Source organism: Stenotrophomonas sp. HMSC10F07 (genome assembly GCF_001807895.1).
Lineage (GTDB): Bacteria > Pseudomonadota > Gammaproteobacteria > Xanthomonadales > Xanthomonadaceae > Stenotrophomonas > Stenotrophomonas sepilia.
Map to the genome: position 1 here is coordinate 1 of NZ_KV791374.1, position 21,869 is coordinate 21,869.

Sequence of the window (21,869 nt, forward strand, 5' to 3'; positions counted from 1 at the left end):
CCCGCAACCGGACCCACCCCGCCTTCGACAGTTCTCCGCGATCCTTCGAATCGACACGGGGTCGGCTCCCGTTGCTACGCAACGGGCTCTGACCCCGATTTTCGGTTGATGGGGTCAGAGCCGTTCTCCGTTGGAAAACGGATCCGACCCCGCCCGGCTCAGGCGCCGGTCGCCACCGGGCGGCTGCTGTCGCTCACCCAGCCGCTCCAGGAATCGGCGTAGATGCGCGCGCCGCTCAGGCCCGCGCTTTCCATCGCCAGCAGCAGATGGCAGGCGGTCACGCCGGAACCGCACATCAGCACCACCTGCTGCGGATCGCGGTTGCCGATCACGCCCTGCAGTTCGGCGCGCAGCTCCTGTGCGTCGCGCAGGCGGCCGTCGAGTACGTTCAATGCGAACGGGCGGTTGACCGCGCCCGGCACATGCCCGGCCACCGGGTCCAGCGGCTCCACTTCACCACGGAAACGCTCACCCGCCCGCGCGTCGACCAGCCAGCCCGGCGCATGCTTCAGCCGCGCGGTGATTTCATCGGCGTTGGCGATCTGGGTGGTGTCGAAGCGGTCCGGGTAGGCAGGCAGCGCTGTCACTTCAGCCTGGCCGCTTTCCAACGTGTGACCGGCGGCCTGCCAGGCGGCGATGCCGCCGTCGAGTACGGCCACCCTGCTGTGACCGATCAGGCGCAGCAGCCACCACAGGCGCGAGGCGGCCATGCTGCCGTCGCTGCCATCGTAGACCACCACCTGGGTGTCGGGGCCGATGCCCCACTGCCCCAGCTTCGCAGCAAAGGCATCGCTGTCCGGCAGTGGATGGCGACCATGGCCGACGCGCGACAGATCAGACAGGTCACGATTCAGATCGGCATACACCGCACCCGGGATATGACCTGCCAGATACTGGCTGCTTCCCGCCTGCGGGTCGGCCAGCGAGGAGCGCGCATCGACCACCCGCACCGCAGTGCTGGCAGTGGCGCGTGCGTCGACCACGCGGATGCCTTCGCCCAACGCGGCAGCCAGGGTGGCGACATCGACCAGGGTGGTCCACGGCGGATCGATCAGCTTCATTGCACTTGCTCCAGGCGGCGACGCAGGTTGTAGAGAATGGCGGCGGTCGCCCCCCAGATGCGCTGGCCCGGCCAGCCATACTCAAGCACGTGGCGTACCCGGCCGCGATGGTTGATTTCGACCTGGCGCAGGCTGTCAGGCGCCATCAGGTAATCCAGTGGTACCTCAAATACCTCGGCCACTTCACTCGGCTGCGGCACAGGCACGAACTCCGGATCGACCACCGCCACCACCGGCGTGACGCGGTAGCCGGTGATGGTGACGAAGGGATCGAGATACCCCAGCGCCTGCACCTGGCCGGGCGCCAATGCGATTTCTTCCTGGCTCTCGCGCAGCGCGGCCGCCAGCGCGTCGCGGTCATCGGGTTCGGTGCGGCCACCGGGGAATCCGACCTGGCCACCATGGGTGCGCAGTGTTTCGGTGCGACGGGTGAGGATCACCTGTGCGCCGTTGGCGCGCGGCACGATGCCGGCCAGCACCGCAGCCTCCACTGGAGGCCCGGGCGGCAGCAGGTCGACCAGCTCACTGCGGTTCCAGCCGTCGCCCGCAGGTGGTTGGGCCAAGGGGTGCAGCGCGCGCATCAGTCGTTCGTGGTCGGCCAGCGAACCGCGCAGGGACTGCTGCAGTTGTTGCCGCAGGGGCTGCACGCGATGCAGGATGCGGCTGCGTTCCTCGTTGCTCATCGACGACCACCGCGCGATCTCATCGATATGCCGCCCGCAGCCGGCGCATTGCCGGTGCGGATCCAGCGTGCACACTCCGATGCAGGGACTTGCGACAACACGCGCCGTTTCTTCCATTGTTTGCACCCGCCAACAGTAGCGCGATCGGGCTGAATTTGCGCGGGTGGCCCAGCCGGACGGTAGCGTCGACTGTCAGTCGACTCGCGCGCGCAGCGCGGGCGTTTCCCCGATGTGACCCAAAAACAGTCGACTGACAGTCGACTCTACCGTCAGGGACTGCGCAAACAAAAACGCGCCGGTGGAATCACCGGCGCGTTTCGTTTGCTGCTTCGATTTACTTGACGCTGACCAGCTTGATCTCGAACTGCACAGCCACGTTCGGCGGGAACGGGGTGCGCGGATCGGCACCGTAGGCCTGGTCCGGCGGCAGGGTGACTTCCCACTTCGAGCCTGCCGGCATCTGCAGCAGGGTCTCGCGCATGGCCTTCATTTCGACTTCGCTGACCTTGATCGACGGGATCTGCTGGGCCGGGCGGGCTTCGGTCGGGCGCTGACCGTACGGGAACGGACCGGCCACTTCCAGCTGCACAGTGCTGGCCTGGGTCGGCTTGGCACCCTTGCCGGCCTCGATCACGCGGTACTGGACGCCGCTCGGCAGGGACTGCACACCGGCCTTGGCCTTGTTCGCCGCGATGAACTGGTCGCTCTTGGTCTTGTTTTCGGCAGCCGCCTTTTCGTACTCGGCCTTGGCGGCCTGGGCACGGCCCTGCTCGCGCTTCTGGAACGCTTCAACGGCCGGCTTCAGCTGCTCGGCGGTGATCGCCGGCTGCTTCTTGGCGTAGGCATCCTGCAGGCCCTTCACCACCGAGTTGATGTCCAGCTGCTCACCACGACCGGTCAGCTCCGCCAGGTTGTTGCCGTAGTCGTAACCGAAGTAGTAGCTCAGCTTGCCCTTTTCGGACGAGACGTCCTGGGCGAAGGCATTGCCCGTCAGGGCCAGGGCCGCGACGGCGACCGCGATAGAACGCAACTTCATCAAACAGTTCTCCAGGGGTGGTAACTCAGGGACGTTCTGCGCCGCCCTGAGGCGACGGGTTAGGATAACGGGCGCAACGTGTAACCGCTACTCACGATGCAGGCTATGACCCGTCTGCGTTTCCAGAGTTCAATATCACTTTTTTTTAACGTTCCAGGAGTTTCCCCGTGGCCGATGCCCTGATCGCTGTCGCTGACGACGGCGCCATCCGCACCGTGACCGTCCAGCGCCCGGACAAGCTCAATGCCCTCAACGCCGCGACCCTGCAGGCCCTGGCCGATGCCTTCAGCGACGCCGCCGCCGATCCGGAGGTGCGCGTCGTGATATTGACCGGGGCGGGCCCCAAGGCGTTCGTGGCCGGTGCCGACATCGCGGAAATGAACACGCTCAGCGCCGTTCAGGGACGTGATTTCTCGCTGCTGGGCCAGGCCCTGATGCGCCAGATCGAACGCATGCCCAAACCGGTCATCGCACGCGTGAATGGTTTCGCACTGGGCGGTGGCCTGGAACTGGCGATGGCCTGCCACCTGCGCATCGCCGCAGATACCGCCAAGGTCGGCCAACCGGAAATCAACCTCGGCCTGATCCCCGGCTTCGGCGGCAGCCAGCGCCTGCTGCGCCTGTGCGGCCGCGCCGCCACCCTGGAGCTGTGCCTGCTGGGGGCGCCGATCAACGCCGCGCGTGCGCTGGAACTGGGCATCGTCAACGAAGTCGTGCCGGCCGACGCGCTGGACAACCGGGTGCAGGACGTCGCCCGCCAGCTGGCACGCTCGGCCCCGCTGGCCCTGCGTGGCCTGCTCGACGCGGTGCACGTGGGCGGCGAATGCAGCCTGGAGGCCGGGCTGGAATACGAAAGTGCGCAGTTCGGCCTGCTGTTCGCCACCGAGGACATGCGCGAAGGCACCAGCGCCTTCCTGCAACGCCGCGCGCCGGCCTTCCAGAACCGCTGACGCCATGGCATCCCGACCCAACCCCGCGCAGTTGTTCGCCCGGGTCCAGGCAGACGATCTCGATGGTGCCCTGCAGGCCGGGCTGATGGACTACATCGTCCGTGCCGGCGACGACCGGTTGCTGCCTGACCACCCCGACCTTCCGCAACGCCTGTGCCAGGCCCAGCAGCAACTGCGCGCGGCCTGGGCTGCACGCGAACGCTACCGTGCCCGTGCGGTGCGCCTGGCCCGCCGCGAGGCCGAGCGCGATGCACGTCGCACCCCGGCACCAGCCCCGGACGTGAAGCCCGCCCTGCCCGCTGCGGCAGCCGCGATTCTGGCCCGGGCCAAGGCCCGCGCCAGTGGCAAGGAACAGTAATGGCCACCACGAAAAAAACCGCACGCGCCCCGGCGCGGCGTGGCGGCACGATGCCACGCGCCGACGTGGTGGAGATGTTCACCCGCCTGCGCGAACTCAACCCGCACCCGAAGACCGAACTGGAGTACAGCTCGCCGTTCGAGCTGCTGGTAGCGGTGGCGTTGTCGGCGCAGGCCACCGACGTCGGCGTCAACAAGGCCACGCGCCGCCTGTTCCCGGTCGCCAACACGCCGGCGAAGATCCTTGCGCTCGGCGAGGATGGCTTGAAGCAGTACATCGCCACCATCGGGCTGTTCAATGCCAAGGCAAAGAACGTGATCGCCACCTGCGCGATCCTGCTGGAGAAGCATGGCGGTGAAGTGCCGCGTGATCGCGAAGCGCTGGAAGCGCTGCCGGGTGTCGGGCGCAAGACCGCCAACGTGGTGCTCAACACCGCGTTCGGCGAGCCGGTGATGGCGGTGGACACGCATATCTTCCGCGTCGCCAACCGCACAGGACTGGCGCCGGGCAGGAACGTGCGCGAAGTGGAAGACAAGCTGGTGAAGGTGATCCCGGCCGAGTTCCTGCTCGACGCGCATCACTGGCTGATCCTGCACGGACGTTATGTGTGCAAGGCGCGCAAGCCGGATTGCCCGGGCTGCGTGATCGCCGACCTGTGCCGGTTCAAGGAAAAGACCACGGCCGAGTGACGGCAGCATCCACGCAGGGCGTGGCTCTACTGCAACCGGGTCGCAATCCGGGCGTCATACGCAAGCGGTTTCAATGGCAGGCCCTGCCGTGACGGGGCCTGCGGCGGATGTCTGCCGCGCGTGAACTGTCACATTTACGCAATCTTTACCTTCTAGCCTGCGCGCATCTTCCCACCTGCCTGCAAGGCTCCTCTCCATGAAACTGCATCACCAACTCCTGACGGTGGCCGTGGCTGCTGCGCTGTATGTGCCGGCTGCACACGCCGAAGTCGCCATCGACGTGATCGGCGGTTCGGAAATCACCTTCGAAGGCCTGGTCCAGGCCGACGGCAACTGGTTCCACAACGATGTGGTCGACCTCAACGGTGGCGACGCCGGCAACGGCAAGAACAGCGAATTCGAACTGCGTCGCGCCGAGCTGGTGCTGAAGGGCAAGGGCCCGGGCAACGTGGAGTGGGTGGTCGGCTATGACGCCAAGGCCGACAAGTTCCTCGACACCAACGTGAAGTACAAGCTGCTGGGCAACGCCAACCACTTCCTGCAGCTGGGCCAGTTCAAGCAGCCCAACAGCCTGGAAGAACTGTCCAGCACCAAGAACAACGATTTCATTTCCAAGGCAGCGGTCACCAATACCTATGCCATCGCCCGCCGCCTGGGCGGCGCGTACAGCTACGGCCAGGACAACTGGTCGGTGACCGCCAGCGCCTTCGGCCGCGAGCTGACCCGCAACCTGGCCCACGGCAGCGGCTACGGCGCGCGTGGCACCTGGGCCCCGATCAATGAAAAGGGCCAGGTCCTGCACTTCGGTCTGAGCTACGTCAACTACGACGCCGACGCCGACACCCTGCGCGTGCGTGCGCGTCCGAATGCCGACCTCGCCACTGCCCGCCTGGTTGACAGCGGCAACCTGACCGACACCGACCGCGTCAGCACCATCGGTGCCGAAGCGATGTACTTCCAGGGACCCTTCAAGGCCCAGGCCGAGTACTACACCAGCAAGGCCAAGCGCTACGACCACGACAACTACACCAGCGACGGCTACTACATCAGCGGCGTATGGAACGTCACCGGCGAGACCTGGAGCTACAAGGGCGGCACTCCGGGCACCGGCCTGCCGAACAACCCGGCCGGCGGCCAGTGGCAGCTGGGCGTGCGCTACGACCACATGGACCTCAATGACGGCAACCTCGCCGCCAATCCGGTCGCCGGTCGCCCGCCGATCGTCGATGGCGTGCTGGGCGGCAAGATGGACATCTGGACCGTGGGCGCCAACTGGTACCTGCGTTCCAACTTCAAGCTGATGCTCAACTACGTGATGGTCGACAGCAAGAAGTACAGCTCCGCGGCGCGCGGTTTCGTCAACGACGATCCCAACATCCTGGAAGCCCGCGCGCAGTTCTTCTGGTAAGCCCAGCCACCTGCGTTGAACCGCGAAGGCACGGCCCCGGCCGTGCCTTCGTCGTTGCAGCGATACCCGTGCCGTGCTGCCGGCACAGCGGACGCGACATCCCTCATGACGCGTGTCACGCCCGCGTCATATGACAGACGCGGACGTGTCACGCAATCGTTATGGAATGTGCACCGAAACGTCGGGCAACCGCCCTTCGACCACCACCCCAGGAGTCTCCCCGTGATCCACGCCTTCAAATCGCGCGCCGCTGTCGCCATCCTGGCTGCATCGTCCGTGTTCGCCGCCAACGCCGCCGACATCACCGGCGCGGGCGCATCGTTCATCTACCCGGTCATGTCCAAGTGGTCGGCCGACTACAGCGCCGCAACCGGCAACAAGGTCAACTACCAGTCCATCGGTTCCGGCGGCGGCATTGCCCAGATCAAGGCCAAGACCGTTGATTTCGGCTCTTCCGATGCGCCGCTGAAGCCGGAAGACCTGGCTGCTGCAGGCCTGGCGCAGTTCCCGTCGGTGATCGGTGGCGTGGTGCCGGTGGTCAACGTGGCCGGCATCGCCCCGGGCGCCCTGAAGCTGGACGGCGCCGTGCTGGCCAACATCTTCCTGGGCAAGATCAAGACCTGGAACGACCCGGCCATCGCCGCACTGAACCCGGGCGTAACCCTGCCGAACGCCAAGGTCACCGTCGTGCATCGTTCGGACGGCTCGGGTACCACCTTCAACTTCGTCAACTACCTGTCCAAGGTCAGCCCGGAGTGGAAGAGCTCGGTCGGTGAAGGCACCTCGGTGCAGTGGCCGGCCGGGATCGGCGGCAAGGGCAACGAAGGTGTTGCCGCCTACGTGAAGCAGATCAAGGGCGGCATCGGCTATGTCGAACTGTCCTACGCGCTGCAGAACAAGCTCTCCTACACCGCGATGAAGAATGCCGCCGGCAAGTTCGTGCAGCCGAGCGACACCTCGTTCGCTGCCGCCGCTGCCAGCGCCGACTGGGCCAACGCCCGCGACTTCTACCTGGTGATGACCAATGCGCCGGGCGCCGAGTCCTGGCCGATCACCGCGACCAACTTCATCCTGGTGCAGAAGACGCCGAAGAATGCTGCCAATGGCAAGGCGACCCAGGAGTTCTTCCGCTGGGTCTACAAGAACGGCGACGCCCAGGCCCGCCAGCTGGACTACGTGCCGCTGCCGGACAGCCTGGTGCGCCAGATCGAGACCTACTGGTCGCAGAACCTGAAGTAAGCGCGTTCCCCCGCAGGAACGGGGGCGGCGGGTCCTCTCTCCCCCGCCGCTCCCACCCGGGCGCGAGATCCTCGAGATCTCGCGCTCTTCTTGTTTTCGGGGATGCACCTGCCTCTGTAGAGCCGAGCCGACGCTCGGCTGCGCTCTGGAGCGTGCGGACCAACGGTCCGCACCTACCGTGGGCGAGGAGCTGTCGCGCATTGACGCTGCAAGGACCAACCCGCCGTCATACCGGTGCGCAAATCGGGGCATCCCGGGCTCTGCGGGATCGGGGCCAATCCCGTGAAACCCTTGTCAGAACGTGATCCAGGACACCTCTGTCATGGTCGTAATACGGCTGTAACAAAAACATCATTTCATAGCCGCATCCGCCGACCACGTCGGCTCTTCCCCGCTATGGAGTGACCATGAAACTGCACTCGGCCGGCCTTGCCGCCCTTTCCCTGGCCATCGCCCTGGGCCTGTCGGCCTGCGGTGGCGACAAGCAGGCCGCGCAGCAGCCGGCTGCCGCCGCTCCGGCCGCCGCCGGTGCCAAGGTGACCGCCGAAGTGTCCGGCGCGGGCGCGTCCTTCATCTTCCCGCTGGTCTCCAAGTGGTCGGCTGACTACAACGCCAGCACCGGCGCCAAGATCAACTACCAGTCGATCGGCTCCGGCGGCGGCATCGCCCAGATCAAGGCCGGGACCGTCGACTTCGGTTCGTCCGACAAGCCGCTGAGCAGCGAGGAGCTGGCCCAGGCCGGCCTGGCGCAGTTCCCGTCGGCCATCGGCGGCGTGGTGCCGGTGGTCAACATCGAAGGCCTGGAAGCCGGCAAGCTGCGCCTGAGCGGCGCCCTGCTGGCCGACATCTTCCTTGGCAAGGTCAAGACCTGGAACGACCCGGCGATCGTCGCCGCCAACCCGGGCGTGAAGCTGCCGGACGGCAAGATCACCCTGGTCCACCGTTCGGACGGTTCGGGCACCACCTTCAACTTCTCCAACTACCTGTCCAAGGTCAGCCCGGAGTGGAAGAGCAAGGTCGGCGAAGGCACCTCGGTGCAGTGGCCGGACGGCGTCGGTGGCAAGGGCAATGAAGGCGTTGCGTCCTACGTGAAGCAGATCAAGGGCTCGATCGGCTACGTCGAACTGGCTTATGCCCTGCAGAACGGCATGCCGTATACCGCCATGCAGAACGCCGCCGGCAACTGGGTCGAGCCGAGCGCGGAAACCTTCGCCGCTGCGGCCGCCAGCGCCGACTGGGCCAGCGCCAAGGACTTCAACCTGGTCATCACCAACGCCCCGGGCGAGCAGGCGTGGCCGATCACCGCCACCAACTTCATGCTGATGCAGAAGAAGCCGAAGGACGCCAAGCGCAACCAGGACACCCTGGCCTTCTTCAAGTGGGCCTTCGAGAACGGCCAGGCCCAGGCCAACGAGCTGCACTACGTGCCGCTGCCGGCCGAACTGGTCAAGCAGATCGAGGCCTACTGGGCGACCGACCTGAAGTGATGGACACGACGGTGCCCGCCCCGCGCGGGCACCGCCTCTTCCACGCCGTGCCGCCCCGCCCCTTCCTGGCCCAGCCGTCCCCATGAATGCCATCGCCCAGCCTGTAGCCGCCCCGTCCACGCGTGATGCGCGTGATGCCCGCAACGACAAACTGTTCCGATGGGTGCTGGTCGGCACCGTCATCTTCGTACTGATCGCCCTGGCCTGCGCCGCGCTGTCGATGCTGTGGGGCGGTCGCCATGCCCTGCAGATGCAGGGACTGAGCTTCTTCTTCTCCGCTGACTGGAATCCGGTCGAAAACAAGTTCGGCGCCCTGGCTCCGATCTACGGCACCCTGGTCACCGCTGTCATCGCGATGGTCATCGCCGTGCCGGTCAGCTTCGGCATCGCCTTCTTCCTCACCGAAGTCGCGCCGCGCTGGCTGCGTGGCCCGGTCGGTACCGCCATCGAACTGCTGGCCGGCATCCCCTCGATCATCTACGGCATGTGGGGCCTGTTCGTGCTGGTGCCGGTGATGACCGAGTACGTCACCCCGTTCCTCAACGAGACCCTGGGCGAATGGCCGGTCATCGGCCCGATGTTCCAGGGCCCGCCGCTGGGCATCGGCATGCTCACCGCCGGTTTCGTGCTGGCCATCATGGTCATTCCGTTCATTTCCTCGGTGATGCGCGAGGTGTTCCTGACCGTGCCCACCCGCCTGAAGGAATCGGCCTACGCGCTGGGCTCCACCAAGTGGGAAGTGAGCTGGGACATCGTCCTGCCCTACACCCGTTCGGCGGTCATCGGCGGCATCTTCCTCGGCCTGGGCCGCGCGCTGGGCGAAACGATGGCGGTGGCCTTCGTGATCGGCAACAGCGTGCGCCTGTCGCCGTCGCTGCTGGAACCGGGCACCACCATCGCCGCGCTGATCGCCAATGATTTCGGCGAAGCCACTGAAACCTATCGTTCGGCCCTGCTGCTGCTCGGCTTCGTCCTCTTCATCGTCACCTTCGTGGTGCTGGCCATCGCCCGCCTGATGCTGATGCGCCTGTCCCGCAAGGAGGGCAACTGATGTCCACCACCGCTGATTCGCTGTACCTGCGCCGCCGCATCGGCAACGTCGTTGCGATCACCGCGTCCTGCGCCACCGCCCTGTTCGGCCTGTTCTTCCTGGGCTGGATCCTGTTCACCCTGGCCTCCAAGGGCCTGGCCGGCATCAACTGGGATCTGTTCACCAAGATGACGCCGCCGCCGATGCAGGACGGCGGCCTCGCCAACGCCTTCTTCGGCAGTGCCGTGATGTGTGCACTGGCCATCGGCATCGGCACCCCGCTGGGCGTGCTGGCCGGTACCTGGCTGGCCGAGTATGGCAACGCCCGCAAGGTCGGCACCGTGGTCCGCTTCGTCAATGACATCCTGCTGTCGGCGCCGTCCATCGTGCTGGGCCTGTTCGTGTACACGCTGTACGTGATGCAGACCGGCGGCAACTTCTCGGCGTTCGCCGGTGCGCTGTCGCTGGCCTTCATCGTGCTGCCGGTGGTGGTGCGCACCACCGACGAAATGCTGCGTCTGGTGCCCTCGCAGATGCGCGAAGCGGCCCTGTCGCTGGGCATCCCGCAGTGGAAGGTGATCGTGCAGGTGCTGTACCGCAGTGCCTCGGCCGGCATCATCACCGGCATCCTGCTGGCGCTGGCCCGCATCTCCGGCGAGACCGCACCGCTGCTGTTCACCGCCTTCGGCAACCAGTACTGGAACAACAACATCTTCCAGCCGATGGCTTCGGTGCCGGTGGTGATGAACCAGTTCGCCGGCAGCCCGTATGAATCCTGGCAGGTACTGGCCTGGGCCGGTGCCCTGGTGCTGACTGTCTTCGTGCTGCTGGTCAGCCTTGCCGCCCGCGGCATCCTGCTGCGCAACCGTATCTCCCATGACTGACCTTTCCGTGGATAACGCCATGAACGACCTTTCCAACGCCGTGCCGATGCAGCGCATCGCCGTGCCGTCCTCGCACGAGAGCCTGCACACGCCGTCGCCGGTGAAGCTGGCTGCGCGTGGACTGGACTTCTACTACGACAAGTTCCACGCCCTGAAGGGCATCAACCTGGAAATCCCGGAAAAGCGCGTGACCGCGCTGATCGGTCCCTCCGGTTGCGGCAAGTCCACGCTGCTGCGCATCTTCAACCGCATCTATGCGCTGTACCCGAAGCTGGAGGCGCGCGGTGAAGTGCTGCTGGACGGCGAGAACATCCTGTCGCCGAAGTACCCGATGAACCGCCTGCGCAGCAAGGTCGGCATGGTGTTCCAGAAGCCGGTGCCGTTCCCGATGACCATCTTCGAGAACGTGGCCTACGGCATCCGCCACCACGAGAAGCTGAGCAAGGCCGACATGGCCGACCGCGTCGAGCAGGCACTGCGCCAGGGCGCACTGTGGGACGAAGTGAAGGACAAGCTGGGGCAGAGCGCACTGGGCCTGTCCGGTGGCCAGCAGCAGCGCCTGTGCATCGCCCGTGCCGTGGCCCTGCGCCCGTCGGTGCTGCTGCTGGACGAGCCGACCTCGGCGCTGGACCCGATCTCGACCAGCCGCATCGAGCAGCTGGTGGAAGAACTCAAGCACGAGTACACGATCGTGATCGTCACCCACAACATGCAGCAGGCTGCGCGCGTGTCCGACTACACCGCCTTCATGTACCTGGGCGACCTGATCGAGCACGACCGCACCGAAGTGATCTTCTCGCAGCCGTCGCAGCGGCAGACCGAGGACTACATCACCGGTCGCTTCGGCTGATCGACGCTGATCCTTCGCCACATGTTCCAGCCAGGCATGGCCTGGCTCTACCCGGATTGCAGACCATGAATCTTCCCAACGACCACATCGTCAAGAGCTACGACGAGGAGCAGCAGCGCCTGGTGGCCGAAATCGTGCGCATGGGCGAGATGGCCGTCGCCCAGCTCGAAGCGGCGATGGACGTGATCGAGAAGCGCGACGAGAACGCCGCCCATCGCATCATCGCCAACGACGAAGCGATCGACGCGCTTGAGCAGCAGATCAGCCACGACGTGATGCGCCTGGCACTGCGTGGGCCGATGGCGCGCGACCTGCGTGAGATCCTGGCTGGCCTGCGCATCCCGGCCGACATCGAGCGCATCGGCGACTATGCAGCGAACGTGGCCAAGCGCTCGATCGCGCTGGGCAAGGTGCCGCCGCTGCCGCAGATCCAGGGCCTGCGCGCGCTGGGCCGCCTGGCCGCGCAGCAGGTGCGCCGTGCCATCGCCGCCTACCGCGACAACGATGCCGAGGCCGCGCTGGCACTGCGCGAGGACGACGCCCGCCTGGACGCCCAGTACACCGCGCTGTTCCGCGAGCTGCTCACCTACATGATGGAAGACCCGCGCAACATCACCCCGTGCACCCACCTGCTGTTCATGGCCAAGAACCTGGAGCGCGTGGGCGATCACGCCACCAACATCGCCGAGAACGTGTGGTTCCTGGTGCATGGCGAGCAGCCGCTGCCACCGCGTGAAAAGCGCGACGAGACCTCCAGCACCGGCCAGCCCTGACGCTGCACTGCAACACCGGAGTCGACTCCAAGGTGGCCGCTGTCCTGTGACAGCGGCCTTTCTTTTTTTGCGGTGTTCCACCCGCGTTGTGGGCGCCGTGCTTGCCCGGCGCAGACCTTCCGGATGCTTCTGTAACAAATCTCACGAAAATTTGAGTTCTTGGCGAGGATTCGTTGAGTAGGATCGCTGCACCATCGATTCACCCCGGGCACCTGCCCACCACCCAGGAGTAAGACCGATGAGCAGTTCCAACAAGACCCTGTCCCTGCTGACCGCTACCGCCCTGGCCGCCGGCCTGGGCATGACCGCCAGTGCCTCGGCCCTGAGCATGAGCGACCTCGCCCAGGGCTACCTGGTGGCCGGCCAGGCGGCCAAGGCCAGCACCGATGCCAAAGCCGCCGATAACAAGATGGCCGCTGACGCGACCAAGCACGCCGAAGGCAAGTGCGGCGCCGACGGCAAGAGCGGCGAAGGCAAGTGCGGTGCCGACAAGGGCAAGGCTGCCGGCGCAGCGGGCGCCAAGGCCAAGGCCGGCGACACGAAGTCGGCTGAAGGCAAGTGCGGCGAAGGCAAGTGCGGTGGCAAGCACTGACGCCCGCGCCAGCCTCGTCCACCCGCGGTCGCCGCTTCGTGCGGCGGCCGCCGGGTTGGGCCTGCGCCGGGCGCTGCTGCAGGACCTGCGTGACGCCCCGGAAGGCGACTTCGACTTCCTCGAATGCGCACCGGAGAACTGGATCCATGTCGGCGGCCCGGCCGGTGATGCCCTGGCCGAACTGGCGCAGCGCCATCCGCTGAGCTGCCACGGCCTGTCGCTGTCGCTGGGCGGCAGTGCACCGCTGGATACCCAGCTGCTGGAACAGGTCGGCCGGTTCCTGGAGAAGCACCGCGTGCCGCTGTACAGCGAGCACCTCAGCTACTGCAGCGACGACGGCCACCTGTACGACCTGCTGCCGATTCCCTTTACCGACGAAGCCGTGCGCCATACCGCCGCGCGCATCCGCAAGGTGCAGGACCTGCTCGGCCGCCGTATCGCGGTGGAGAACGTGTCCTACTACCTGGCACCCGCGCCAGCGATGGACGAACTGGCCTTCACCAATGCGGTGCTTGCCGAAGCCGACTGCGACCTGCTGCTGGACGTCAACAATGTCTACGTCAACGCCTGCAACCACGGCTACGATGCCGATGCCTTCATCGCCGGCCTGCCTGCACGGCGCATCGTCTGCCTGCATGTGGCCGGGCACCTGGACGAGGCACCCGACCTGAAGATCGATACCCACGGCAGCGCGGTGATCGATCCGGTCTGGGCGCTGCTGGCGCGTACCTATGCACGCATCGGCCCGCGTCCCACCCTGCTCGAACGCGATTTCAATTTCCCGCCGTATGCAGAACTGCAGGGCGAACTGCAGACCATCCGCCGCCTGCAGGCCACACATGCCGGGGCGACACATGGCTGATTCCGCCGACACCCTGCGCGCGCAGCAGCACGCGTTCACCGCGCACCTGCGCAACCCGCAGGCGGTACCCGCACCGGCCGGACTGGAGCCACGCCGGGTCGCGGTATATCGGCACCTGCTGTTCAACAACCTGCTCGGCCTGTTGAGCAACGGTTTCCCGGTCTGCGTGCGCCTGCTTGGCGAACCGGCCTGGAGCGCCCTGGTGCGCCACTACTTCGCCACCCATCGCTGCCAGACACCGCTGTTCACCGAACTGGCCGCCGAGTTCGTGCAGTGGCTGCAGGCGCAGCCGCAGCTGCCGCACCCGGCGCTGGCCGAACTGGCCCACTACGAGTGGGTGGAAACCGCGCTGTACCAGCTGCAGGCCGAACCGCTTCCTGCGCCTGGCGATACTGATCCACTTCGGGTGCCGCTGCGGCGTTCGCCGCTGGCATGGCCGCTGCTGTACCAATGGCCGGTGCACCGTCTCGGTGCAGAGGATGCGCCGACCCAGCCCCTTCCAGAACCCACCGGCCTGCTGGTCCGCCGCGAAGCCGACGGTGAAGTGCGATTCGCCGCGCTCAGCCCGCTGGCGGTACACCTGCTGGCCAGCATCGGCGAACGGCCCGGCCTGGAAGGACAGACGTACCTGCAGCAGCTGGCCACCTCGCATAGCTTGGCCGAAGACGCACTGGCCGAGCCCGGTGCTGCACTGCTGCTGCAGTTCCTGCAGGCCGGCGTGATCGGCCCGCTCGCACCCCCGCCCTGACGCCTCTTCCACTGGAGATCCAACGATGAACCTGCCGCTCCTGGCCGCCGCGCGCGGCCGGCTGGACCGTCTCGCCCCCTGGTTGGCGCCGCTGGGCCTGCGCGTGCTGCTGGCCTGGGAATACTTCGAATCCGGCCGTGAGAAGCTGCACGGCCAGAACTGGTTCGCCGACCTGCAGGGCGCCTTCCCGTTCCCGTTCAACCAACTGCCTGCTGCGCTGAACTGGCAGCTGGCCACCTGGTTCGAACTGGTCGGCGCGGCCTGCCTGCTGTTTGGTTTCGGTACCCGTTTCGCCGCCGCCAGCCTACTGGTGCTGACCGTGGTGGCGACCTATGCGGTGCATTGGCCGATGCAATGGAATTCGCTGGGTGACCTCGCGATGGGGTATGCCATCAGCGACCAGGGCTACGGCAACTTCAAGCTGCCGGTGCTGTTCATGGCCATGCTGCTGCCGCTGATCTTCACTGGCGCCGGCAAGCTGAGCGTGGACGCCTGGTTGGCCCGGTGGCAGCCATCGGTCACGACGGCACGGCCTGCGGTGCGCTAGATGCCGACCGGGGTTGGCGCGCCGTGTGCCAACCAAGGTTGGCACCTACCGGAATCCAGAGCGTGCGGTGCCCGGTAGGTGTCGACCTTGGTCGACACACGCCCACGCAGGGAGCCCATGCACAGAAAGCTGGCCGGGCGCTCAGGGTCGCTCTGCTAGAATTCACGCATGACTGACTCCCCCTCCGCACCTGCCGCCGCTCCCGATTCCGCAGTACCCCAGGCGCAGCGCGCGATGTCACAACGCTTCCGCGGCTTCCTGCCGGTGGTGGTGGATGTGGAAACCGGCGGCTTCGACAGCCAGCGCAATGCGCTGCTGGAAATCGCTGCGGTGCCGATCGAGATGGACGAGAACGGCCTGCTCTACCCCGGCCAGACCGCCAGTGCCCACGTGGTCCCGGCCGAGGGCCTGGAGATCGACCCGAAGTCGCTGGAAGTGACCGGCATCATCCTCGACCACCCGTTCCGGCTGGCCAAGGAAGAAAAAGCGGCGTTGGACCACATCTTCACTCCGGTGCGTGCGGCGATGAAGAAGTACGGCTGCCAGCGCGCGATCCTGGTGGGCCACAACGCCCATTTCGACCTCGGCTTCGTCAACGCGGCCGTGGCCCGCACCGGCCACAAGCGCAACCCGTTCCACCCGTTCAGCGTGTTCGACACGGTCACCCTGGCCGGTATCGCCTACGGCCAGACCGTGCTGGCGCGTGCGGCCACCGCCGCCGGGCTGGGTTGGGATGCCAACGAGGCACACAGTGCGGTGTATGACACCGAGCAGACCGCGCGGCTGTTCTGCACCATCGCCAACGCCTGGCCGCGGTGAAGCGGCCAACGGCGGCGCCCCTCGTGGCGTGAAGCGAATCATCAGTTGGGCCGGACGGGTGGACTGCGCAGGGGACGCTGCAAGTACGTCCATGTAAGCTCGGTCGCCGCTTGCTCGTGTGCGCTGTCCTGCGCACACGGCAAGACCGGGGTTGGGCATCCGGCCCAACCCGCCCGAGGCATGCCTCAGGCCCATGCGGCTCACGCCCCTGCGCAGCCCACCCGTCCGGCCAAGGGCACGTTGCTGGGTGCCACGGAAAGATCAGAAAAGCAGGAGCAACAGCGGATCGCTGCGCTCGTTGGGGCTGCCGACGACCTCTGTGGTGGGTACTCCTTTGGTGGGTGCCGACCATTGGTCGGCACCGCCGGTTGGTGCGGCACTCCAGTAGATCCACGCCATGCGTGGATGCGATCAACCGATGCTCGTGCGGTCGCGGCCGTCGCTCTTGGCGCGGTACAGCGCGCGGTCGGCGCGCTGGCACAGCAGCGCCGGGGTGCGGTCGTCGGCATCCAGCTCTACCAGGCCCGCACTGAAGGTCACACGCAGGCCCGCCACGCCGGCCCAATCGGGATGGTCATGGAACAGGCCACGCAGTCGCGCGCACAGCTGTGCGGCTTCCTCCAGGCGGGTGTCGTTGAGCAGCAGCGCGAACTCTTCGCCGCCGGTGCGCGCCGGCAGGTCGGAGTCGCGGCAGGCCGCTGCGATCAATGACGCCACCTGCACCAGCACGGCATCGCCGATGCTGTGGCTGTGGCGGTCGTTGACCTCCTTGAAGTGATCGATGTCGAGCACCACCAGGCACAGCGGATGACCACTGCGCTGGGACCGGGCGAAGTCACGCGCCAACGTTTCGTCGAAGGCGCGGCGATTGGCCAGGCCGGTCAGCACATCCTCGCGGGCCTGGCGCTCGAAGGCTTCGGCCTGGCGCGCCAAGCGCTCGGCCAGTTCGGTCTTTTCCTGGTTCAGCGCCTGCAGGTGCACCGTCTTGGCCTGCAGGTCGAAGGTCGCTTCGTCCACCCGCCGTGCCAGGCGCAGGTTGCTGGCCTTCAGCTGCTGCAGCAGCAGCCGGTACAGCGCCACCAGTCCAGTCAGCAGCAGCATCCCCGCCAGCACCTGCACGCTGCGGCGCTGCCACCAGAACGGTTCCACGGTGAAGCTCCACACCGCCTCCTGTTGGCCCCAGCTGCCGCCGGGATGGGCAGCCGCCACATGCAGGGTGTAGTCGCCCGGCGGCAGGCCGACGAACTCAACGCTGCGCTGCGGGCCGCGCTCGACCCAGCCGGCATCCAGCCCGTCCAGCCGCGTGCGGTAGCGGATCCGGTCGGACATCAGATAGCTCAGGCCGACATAGCTCACCGCCAACCGGCGCCCCCCGGGAATATGGTTGCGATCTCGCCCTTCCCAATGCACCGGCGCCCCATCCACCTGCACGCTCTCGATCGCGGCCGGCGGCGATGGCCGCTCGCGGAAACGCTGCAGGCGCTGCGGGTCGACCGTGCTCAGGCCGCCGGCGGTGACCACCCAGAACGTGCCGTCCTGGCGCAGGATCGCCGATGGGCTGGAGCTGCCGTTGGCCTGTGCATTGGCCATGCCGTCGATCTCGTTGTAACGCTCCACCCCCACCCGCGGCGTGCGGCCATCGGCCACGGCGTTGAGGGTGGCCATGTCGGTGCGCAACACGCCGCGATTGCTGCTGATCCACACATTGCCAAGGCGATCCGGCACCAGCTGGAACACCGCATCCACCGGCATGCCCTGCTCAAGGCCGACCCGCGCCAGCGCACCGTTGCGCCAACGGTACAGGCCACGATCACTGCTGATCCACATCGCGTCGCCCAGCTGGTGGAAGCCGAACACGCTGCGGCCACCGCCCAGCGGCGCCAGGTCGATCGACTGCACGTGGTCGCCGCGCAGCACGCGGATACCTTCGATGGTGCCGATCCACAGGTTGCCCTGATGGTCATGCTCAAGCGCGGTGATCAGGCCGCCGGGCATGCCCGGCACGTTCGAGACCTGCACATGGTCGCCGTCGATGCGCACCACGCCCTTCTGCGTGCCGGCCCAGACCACGCCCTGGGAATCAACGCTGATCGCACGGATGTTGCCACCCGGCATGCCGTCGGCTGCCGCGTAGTTGTGGCGCAGGTGGCCGTCACGGCCGAGCCGGTAGACCCCATCGCCGAAGGTTCCGACCCACAGGTCACCGTCCGGCCCCTGTGCCAGGCTCAGCACCGAAGGTGCCTTGCCGCCGCGGTTGTGCAGCGGCATCGCCCGGAAACGGCCGTCTGCGGTCCGCATGTCAAGCCCGCTGGCGCTGCCGACCCACAGCTGGCGATCGCGATCCTCGAATACCGTGCGCACGTAATCGCCACTGAGCCCATCGCGCTCGGTGTAGCTGCTGAACAGTGTTTCGCGCAGGCGATAGAGCCCCCCGTTGGCGCCCACCCAGATGCTGCCTTCGGCATCCTCGCGCAGGCTGACCACGCGTCCGCCCGGCAGGTTCAGACCGGCCGGCAGTCGCTCCAGGCCATGTGCGGAGATGCGCAGCAGGCCCTGGTTCTCGGTGCCCAGCCACAGGTCACCGTGCCGGTCCTGCAGCATCGAGGTCATGTGCAGCTGGCCCGGCAGGCGGTGCACCAGCACCAGCTGGTCGTCCTGCACCCGGTACAGGCGCTCACCGGCGACGATCCACAACGCGCCATCCGGCGCGCGGTAGGGCCACGACAGGCCACTGCCGGCACCCAGCCCCCATGCGGCGGGGGCGCGCTTGAGCACGCCATCGTTGTCGCGCAGCACCAGCCCGTCCAGCGTACCGACCCAGACCCGGTCCTGCGCATCGACCACCAGCCTGGTGAAGCTCATCGCCATCGGCAGGTCCGCCGCCGGCGCCTGGTAGACAATGCCGCTGTCCGGCGTCAGGTAGCCGATGCCCTTGCCTTCGTACAGCAGCCACAGCCGCCCCTGGCTGTCCATCTGCATGGACTGGATCAGCACCTGCGGCGTATCGGCCTGGTGCTCCCACACCCGCCATTGGCCATCACTGCCACGGTGGCTGACGTTGCCGCGCGAATCACTGATCCACAGTCCGCCCTGGCGGTCGACGAACAGGGCGCCGATGCCGTTGTCGCGCAGGCCCGGGCGCGTGCTGCGGTCGAACACGGTGAAATCCAGGCCGTTGTAGCGCACCAGCCCTTCCCAGGTGGCGAACCAGAGATGGCCTTCCGGCGTCTGCGCGATGTCGCGCAGCGAGTTGTGCGGCAGGCCGTTGCGCGAGGTCCATACATCGATGGCGTAGTCGCGCAGCGGGGGCGCGCCTTCCTGCGCAGCCAACGGCAGCGCAAGGGCCAGCAGCAGCCACAACAGGCCCTGCCGCAGTGCCCGCCTGAATCCTGATGCGCGGCGCTCCACCCAGCGCCTCTTGTCCCCCTGCCCGCCCATCACCGCAGCGGCGGCGGCCAGGTGCGGCTGCAGGACGCGGCAGCGTGCGGGAACAGCCGGGCAGCGTGCAATGGCATGCCGGCAGGAACGGGCTGGCTCATCGGGGGGAGACTGGGGAGATGCGCAGATGATAGGCCAAACTCCGGCCCCGGCGTCACCGTCCGCAGCGCGCCGACTCAGCCGGCGCGGCCGGGCGCCACCACCTGGGCACTGGCCGGCCACTGCACCACCGCCTCCAGGCCACCTTCGGCCCGGTTGCGCAGCCACAGCCGGGCACCGTCCTTCTCGGCCAGGGCGCGCGCGATGGTCAGGCCCAGGCCGGCCCCGCCGGTTTCGCGCGAACGCGAGGTCTCCACCCGCACGAACGGATCGAACACCGCCTCCAGCTGCTCTTCGGCCAGGCCCGGGCCGTCATCGGCCACCACCACGGTAATCGCACCGCCGCTGCGCTCAACCCGCACCCGGGCCCGCTGCGCGTACATCACCGCGTTGTCCACTAGGTTGGAGAACAGCCGGTGCATGGCCAACGGACGCAACATCAGCACCGAACCACTGCCCCCTTCGAAGACCACATCACCGCCGCCTTCGGCGGCGTCCTCGACAATGCTCTCCAGCAGCGAATCCAGGTCCAGTGCGGCGCGCTGCTCGGCACTCTCGGCGCTGCGCGCCAGTTCCAGGCCCTCGCGCACCAGCGCCTGCATCGCCGCCAGGTCGCCGATCAGGCGCTCACGCAGGGCCTCGTCGCTGACATTCTCCAGGCGCAGGCGCAGCCGTGTCAGCGGCGTCTGCAGGTCGTGGGTGATCGCCGCCAGCATCTGCGTGCGTTCGGCCAGGTGCCGCTGCAGGCGGTGCTGCATGGCGTTGAAGGCTTCGGCGGCACGCTGCACTTCGCGCGGCCCGCGCAGTGGCAACGGGTCGCGCTGCAGGTCATCGCCAAGGTCTTCTGCGGCTGCGGCCAGTTCCTGCAGCGGCGCGCTGGCCATGCGCGCGACGATATAGGCCAGCACGGCAATCGCCAGCACCAGCAGGGTCAGGAACCATGGGTCCACGGCGAGGATGCCGTTGTGCGCCACTGCCGGCGAGTCCAGCGCCAGCTTCAGCAGCGTGCCGTCGTTGAGGGTCACGTCCACCGCGCGGCATTTGGGCGGGATGAACGCGGGGTCGCGTTCGCGCGGCGGCCGCCGGTGGCCCGGCGGCGGCGGCGGCAGCAGCTCCTGCAGTTTGGGAATGCAGGAGCGGAACGAAGCGAAGTGCACGTGCGCGCGCGACACCGGCCCGGGGCGGTCTTCCAGCACTTCCATCAGCGCCGTGTCGGCACGCCCCAGGCGTGCGCCCGGCTGCAGCGCGCGCACGCTCGGCCCGCCGATCGCCAGCAGGCGCTCGCGCAGCTCCGGATTGCCGTCCAGCAGGTTGACGTAGCCCTGCAGGCGGTCGGCGATGCGGTTCAGGTTCTGCCGCTCGAACTCCTGCTGGCGCTTGGAGGTGGCCAGCATGGTCGCGCCGATCGCAGCCACCGCCATGCCCAGCAGCAGGATCACGAACAACCGCCCGACCATCGAGGACAGGAAATGGCGCAGGCGCTTCATCGCGGTTTATTCCAGGTTGACCGACGAGGCCAGCACGTAGCCTTCGTTGCGAACGGTCTTGATCAGTCCATCCGGGCCACCATCGTCGCCCAGCTTGTTGCGCAGGCGGCTGACCTGCAGGTCGATCGCGCGGTCCTGAGCCTCGTAGTTGCGGCCACTGCTGAGCGCGACCAGCTGCTCGCGCGACAGCACCTTGTTGGCGTGGGCGATGAACACCCGCAGCAGGCGGAACTCGGCGCCGGACAGCACCACCACGCGGCCATCCGGATCGACCAGGTGGCGATGCTCGAGGTCGAATACCCAGCGCGAGAAACGCGCGCGGCGTACCGCCAGTGGTTCCAGGTTGGCCGGCAGCGCCTCGGTCCGGCGCAGCACGTTGCGGATGCGCGCCAGCAGCTCGCGCGGCTCGAACGGCTTGGCCAGGTAGTCGTCGGCGCCCATTTCCAGGCCCAGCACGCGGTCGATCGGCTCGGCCCGCGCGGTCAGCATGATCACCGGCGTGTTCGAACGTGCACGCAGGTCACGGCACAGGGTCAGACCATCCTCGCGCGGCAGGTTGAGGTCCAGCACGATCAGGTCCACGTGCTCGCGGTCCAGCAGTTGGCGCATGGCGGTGCCATCGGCCGCAGTGCTCACCTGGTAGCCGGCGCGGCCGAGCTGCTCGGCCAGCAGCGTGCGGATGTCGTTGTCGTCGTCGACGATCAGCAGTCGATGCATCGGGTTTTCAGTCTCCATGTCGCGATCATCCCGTGTCGGCAGCTGAACCGCATCCGGGGCAATGCGTACCAGTGTATCCACCCGCGGGCGGGATACCTGTGGTTACGCCTGT

Annotated in this window: 21 protein-coding genes; 15 read left to right on the forward strand and 6 right to left on the reverse strand. The window is 67.2% G+C overall.

From position 1 onward, the window contains the following. Positions 1-158: 158 nt before the first annotated feature. From HMPREF3114_RS09290 to HMPREF3114_RS09300, 3 genes are all read right to left on the reverse strand, one after another. Entirely contained in the window at positions 159-1,061 is a 903-nt protein-coding gene (locus HMPREF3114_RS09290; protein WP_053501082.1) for a sulfurtransferase, read from the reverse strand. Continuing rightward, the gene (locus HMPREF3114_RS09295; protein WP_032954058.1) at positions 1,058-1,861 is read right to left on the reverse strand and encodes a CoA pyrophosphatase; all 804 of its coding nucleotides are present in this window, start codon (positions 1,859-1,861) and stop codon (positions 1,058-1,060) included. The genes HMPREF3114_RS09290 and HMPREF3114_RS09295 overlap by 4 nt, the downstream gene beginning before the upstream one ends. Before the next feature lie 217 nt (positions 1,862-2,078). Beyond that, a complete protein-coding gene (locus HMPREF3114_RS09300) occupies positions 2,079-2,780 on the reverse strand; it encodes an FKBP-type peptidyl-prolyl cis-trans isomerase N-terminal domain-containing protein (RefSeq protein WP_005408797.1) in 702 nt (233 codons plus the stop codon). A 167-nt stretch (positions 2,781-2,947) separates the two neighbouring features. Between HMPREF3114_RS09300 and HMPREF3114_RS09305 the strand changes: the two genes are divergently transcribed. From HMPREF3114_RS09305 to rnt, 15 genes are all read left to right on the forward strand, one after another. Then, entirely contained in the window at positions 2,948-3,730 is a 783-nt protein-coding gene (locus tag HMPREF3114_RS09305) for an enoyl-CoA hydratase-related protein (RefSeq protein WP_053501080.1), read from the forward strand. Between the two features lie 4 nt (positions 3,731-3,734). After that, positions 3,735-4,088, forward strand: a complete 354-nt coding sequence (locus HMPREF3114_RS09310; protein ID WP_005415900.1) for a hypothetical protein — start codon at positions 3,735-3,737, stop codon at positions 4,086-4,088. After that, entirely contained in the window at positions 4,088-4,777 is a 690-nt protein-coding gene (gene nth / locus HMPREF3114_RS09315) for an endonuclease III (protein ID WP_053501078.1), read from the forward strand. The genes HMPREF3114_RS09310 and nth overlap by 1 nt, the downstream gene beginning before the upstream one ends. Positions 4,778-4,973: 196 nt before the next feature. Beyond that, entirely contained in the window at positions 4,974-6,185 is a 1,212-nt protein-coding gene (locus HMPREF3114_RS09320) for an OprO/OprP family phosphate-selective porin (RefSeq protein WP_070489650.1), read from the forward strand. A gap of 222 nt (positions 6,186-6,407) precedes the next feature. After that, positions 6,408-7,424, forward strand: a complete 1,017-nt coding sequence (gene pstS, locus HMPREF3114_RS09325; RefSeq protein ID WP_005415897.1) for a phosphate ABC transporter substrate-binding protein PstS — start codon at positions 6,408-6,410, stop codon at positions 7,422-7,424. Between the two features lie 407 nt (positions 7,425-7,831). Continuing rightward, complete coding sequence (gene pstS / locus HMPREF3114_RS09330; protein ID WP_070489652.1) at positions 7,832-8,911, forward strand: phosphate ABC transporter substrate-binding protein PstS; 1,080 nt, start codon at positions 7,832-7,834, stop codon at positions 8,909-8,911. Between the two features lie 82 nt (positions 8,912-8,993). Next, entirely contained in the window at positions 8,994-9,962 is a 969-nt protein-coding gene (gene pstC, locus HMPREF3114_RS09335; protein WP_012479635.1) for a phosphate ABC transporter permease subunit PstC, read from the forward strand. Continuing rightward, the gene (pstA, locus tag HMPREF3114_RS09340) at positions 9,962-10,825 is read left to right on the forward strand and encodes a phosphate ABC transporter permease PstA (protein WP_053499935.1); all 864 of its coding nucleotides are present in this window, start codon (positions 9,962-9,964) and stop codon (positions 10,823-10,825) included. Before pstC ends, pstA begins: the two co-directional genes overlap by 1 nt. A 19-nt stretch (positions 10,826-10,844) precedes the next feature. Next, positions 10,845-11,675 carry a phosphate ABC transporter ATP-binding protein PstB gene (gene pstB, locus HMPREF3114_RS09345; RefSeq protein ID WP_005408788.1) on the forward strand — a complete coding sequence of 277 codons (831 nt, stop codon included), beginning with the start codon at positions 10,845-10,847 and terminating at the stop codon, positions 11,673-11,675. A gap of 65 nt (positions 11,676-11,740) precedes the next feature. Then, entirely contained in the window at positions 11,741-12,448 is a 708-nt protein-coding gene (phoU, locus tag HMPREF3114_RS09350) for a phosphate signaling complex protein PhoU (RefSeq protein WP_005415893.1), read from the forward strand. A gap of 238 nt (positions 12,449-12,686) precedes the next feature. Beyond that, positions 12,687-13,040 carry a hypothetical protein gene (locus tag HMPREF3114_RS09355; protein ID WP_005415892.1) on the forward strand — a complete coding sequence of 118 codons (354 nt, stop codon included), beginning with the start codon at positions 12,687-12,689 and terminating at the stop codon, positions 13,038-13,040. Then, entirely contained in the window at positions 13,027-13,902 is an 876-nt protein-coding gene (locus tag HMPREF3114_RS09360; RefSeq protein WP_070489654.1) for an HvfB family MNIO-type RiPP peptide maturase, read from the forward strand. Before HMPREF3114_RS09355 ends, HMPREF3114_RS09360 begins: the two co-directional genes overlap by 14 nt. After that, positions 13,895-14,650 carry an HvfC family RiPP maturation protein gene (locus HMPREF3114_RS09365; RefSeq protein WP_070489656.1) on the forward strand — a complete coding sequence of 252 codons (756 nt, stop codon included), beginning with the start codon at positions 13,895-13,897 and terminating at the stop codon, positions 14,648-14,650. Before HMPREF3114_RS09360 ends, HMPREF3114_RS09365 begins: the two co-directional genes overlap by 8 nt. A gap of 25 nt (positions 14,651-14,675) precedes the next feature. After that, the gene (locus tag HMPREF3114_RS09370) at positions 14,676-15,197 is read left to right on the forward strand and encodes an HvfX family Cu-binding RiPP maturation protein (protein WP_012479631.1); all 522 of its coding nucleotides are present in this window, start codon (positions 14,676-14,678) and stop codon (positions 15,195-15,197) included. Positions 15,198-15,431: 234 nt separating this feature from the next. After that, positions 15,432-16,016 carry a ribonuclease T gene (gene rnt, locus HMPREF3114_RS09375; RefSeq protein WP_005408782.1) on the forward strand — a complete coding sequence of 195 codons (585 nt, stop codon included), beginning with the start codon at positions 15,432-15,434 and terminating at the stop codon, positions 16,014-16,016. A gap of 411 nt (positions 16,017-16,427) precedes the next feature. Here rnt and HMPREF3114_RS09380 read toward each other — a convergent pair whose 3' ends face one another. From HMPREF3114_RS09380 to HMPREF3114_RS09390, 3 genes are all read right to left on the reverse strand, one after another. Next, positions 16,428-19,454, reverse strand: coding sequence for a ligand-binding sensor domain-containing diguanylate cyclase (locus HMPREF3114_RS09380; RefSeq protein ID WP_053499931.1), 3,027 nt, complete (start codon positions 19,452-19,454; stop codon positions 16,428-16,430). A 176-nt stretch (positions 19,455-19,630) separates the two neighbouring features. Then, a complete protein-coding gene (locus HMPREF3114_RS09385; RefSeq protein WP_053499929.1) occupies positions 19,631-21,040 on the reverse strand; it encodes an ATP-binding protein in 1,410 nt (469 codons plus the stop codon). 6 nt (positions 21,041-21,046) lie between these two features. Continuing rightward, the gene (locus tag HMPREF3114_RS09390; protein WP_005415886.1) at positions 21,047-21,775 is read right to left on the reverse strand and encodes a response regulator; all 729 of its coding nucleotides are present in this window, start codon (positions 21,773-21,775) and stop codon (positions 21,047-21,049) included. Positions 21,776-21,869: the final 94 nt, after the last annotated feature.

Coding starts and splice junctions, on each gene's coding strand:
- nth (WP_053501078.1), top strand. CDS start 4,088: ATGGCCACCACGAAAAAAACCGCACGCGCCCCGGCGCGGCGTGGCGGC.
- HMPREF3114_RS09385 (WP_053499929.1), bottom strand. CDS start 21,040: ATGAAGCGCCTGCGCCATTTCCTGTCCTCGATGGTCGGGCGGTTGTTC.
- pstA (WP_053499935.1), top strand. CDS start 9,962: ATGTCCACCACCGCTGATTCGCTGTACCTGCGCCGCCGCATCGGCAAC.
- pstS (WP_070489652.1), top strand. CDS start 7,832: ATGAAACTGCACTCGGCCGGCCTTGCCGCCCTTTCCCTGGCCATCGCC.
- HMPREF3114_RS09310 (WP_005415900.1), top strand. CDS start 3,735: ATGGCATCCCGACCCAACCCCGCGCAGTTGTTCGCCCGGGTCCAGGCA.
- HMPREF3114_RS09390 (WP_005415886.1), bottom strand. CDS start 21,775: ATGGAGACTGAAAACCCGATGCATCGACTGCTGATCGTCGACGACGAC.
- HMPREF3114_RS09365 (WP_070489656.1), top strand. CDS start 13,895: ATGGCTGATTCCGCCGACACCCTGCGCGCGCAGCAGCACGCGTTCACC.
- phoU (WP_005415893.1), top strand. CDS start 11,741: ATGAATCTTCCCAACGACCACATCGTCAAGAGCTACGACGAGGAGCAG.
- HMPREF3114_RS09380 (WP_053499931.1), bottom strand. CDS start 19,454: ATGGGCGGGCAGGGGGACAAGAGGCGCTGGGTGGAGCGCCGCGCATCA.
- HMPREF3114_RS09295 (WP_032954058.1), bottom strand. CDS start 1,861: ATGGAAGAAACGGCGCGTGTTGTCGCAAGTCCCTGCATCGGAGTGTGC.
- rnt (WP_005408782.1), top strand. CDS start 15,432: ATGTCACAACGCTTCCGCGGCTTCCTGCCGGTGGTGGTGGATGTGGAA.
- HMPREF3114_RS09290 (WP_053501082.1), bottom strand. CDS start 1,061: ATGAAGCTGATCGATCCGCCGTGGACCACCCTGGTCGATGTCGCCACC.
- HMPREF3114_RS09300 (WP_005408797.1), bottom strand. CDS start 2,780: ATGAAGTTGCGTTCTATCGCGGTCGCCGTCGCGGCCCTGGCCCTGACG.
- pstC (WP_012479635.1), top strand. CDS start 8,994: ATGAATGCCATCGCCCAGCCTGTAGCCGCCCCGTCCACGCGTGATGCG.
- HMPREF3114_RS09320 (WP_070489650.1), top strand. CDS start 4,974: ATGAAACTGCATCACCAACTCCTGACGGTGGCCGTGGCTGCTGCGCTG.
- HMPREF3114_RS09370 (WP_012479631.1), top strand. CDS start 14,676: ATGAACCTGCCGCTCCTGGCCGCCGCGCGCGGCCGGCTGGACCGTCTC.
- pstB (WP_005408788.1), top strand. CDS start 10,845: ATGAACGACCTTTCCAACGCCGTGCCGATGCAGCGCATCGCCGTGCCG.
- HMPREF3114_RS09355 (WP_005415892.1), top strand. CDS start 12,687: ATGAGCAGTTCCAACAAGACCCTGTCCCTGCTGACCGCTACCGCCCTG.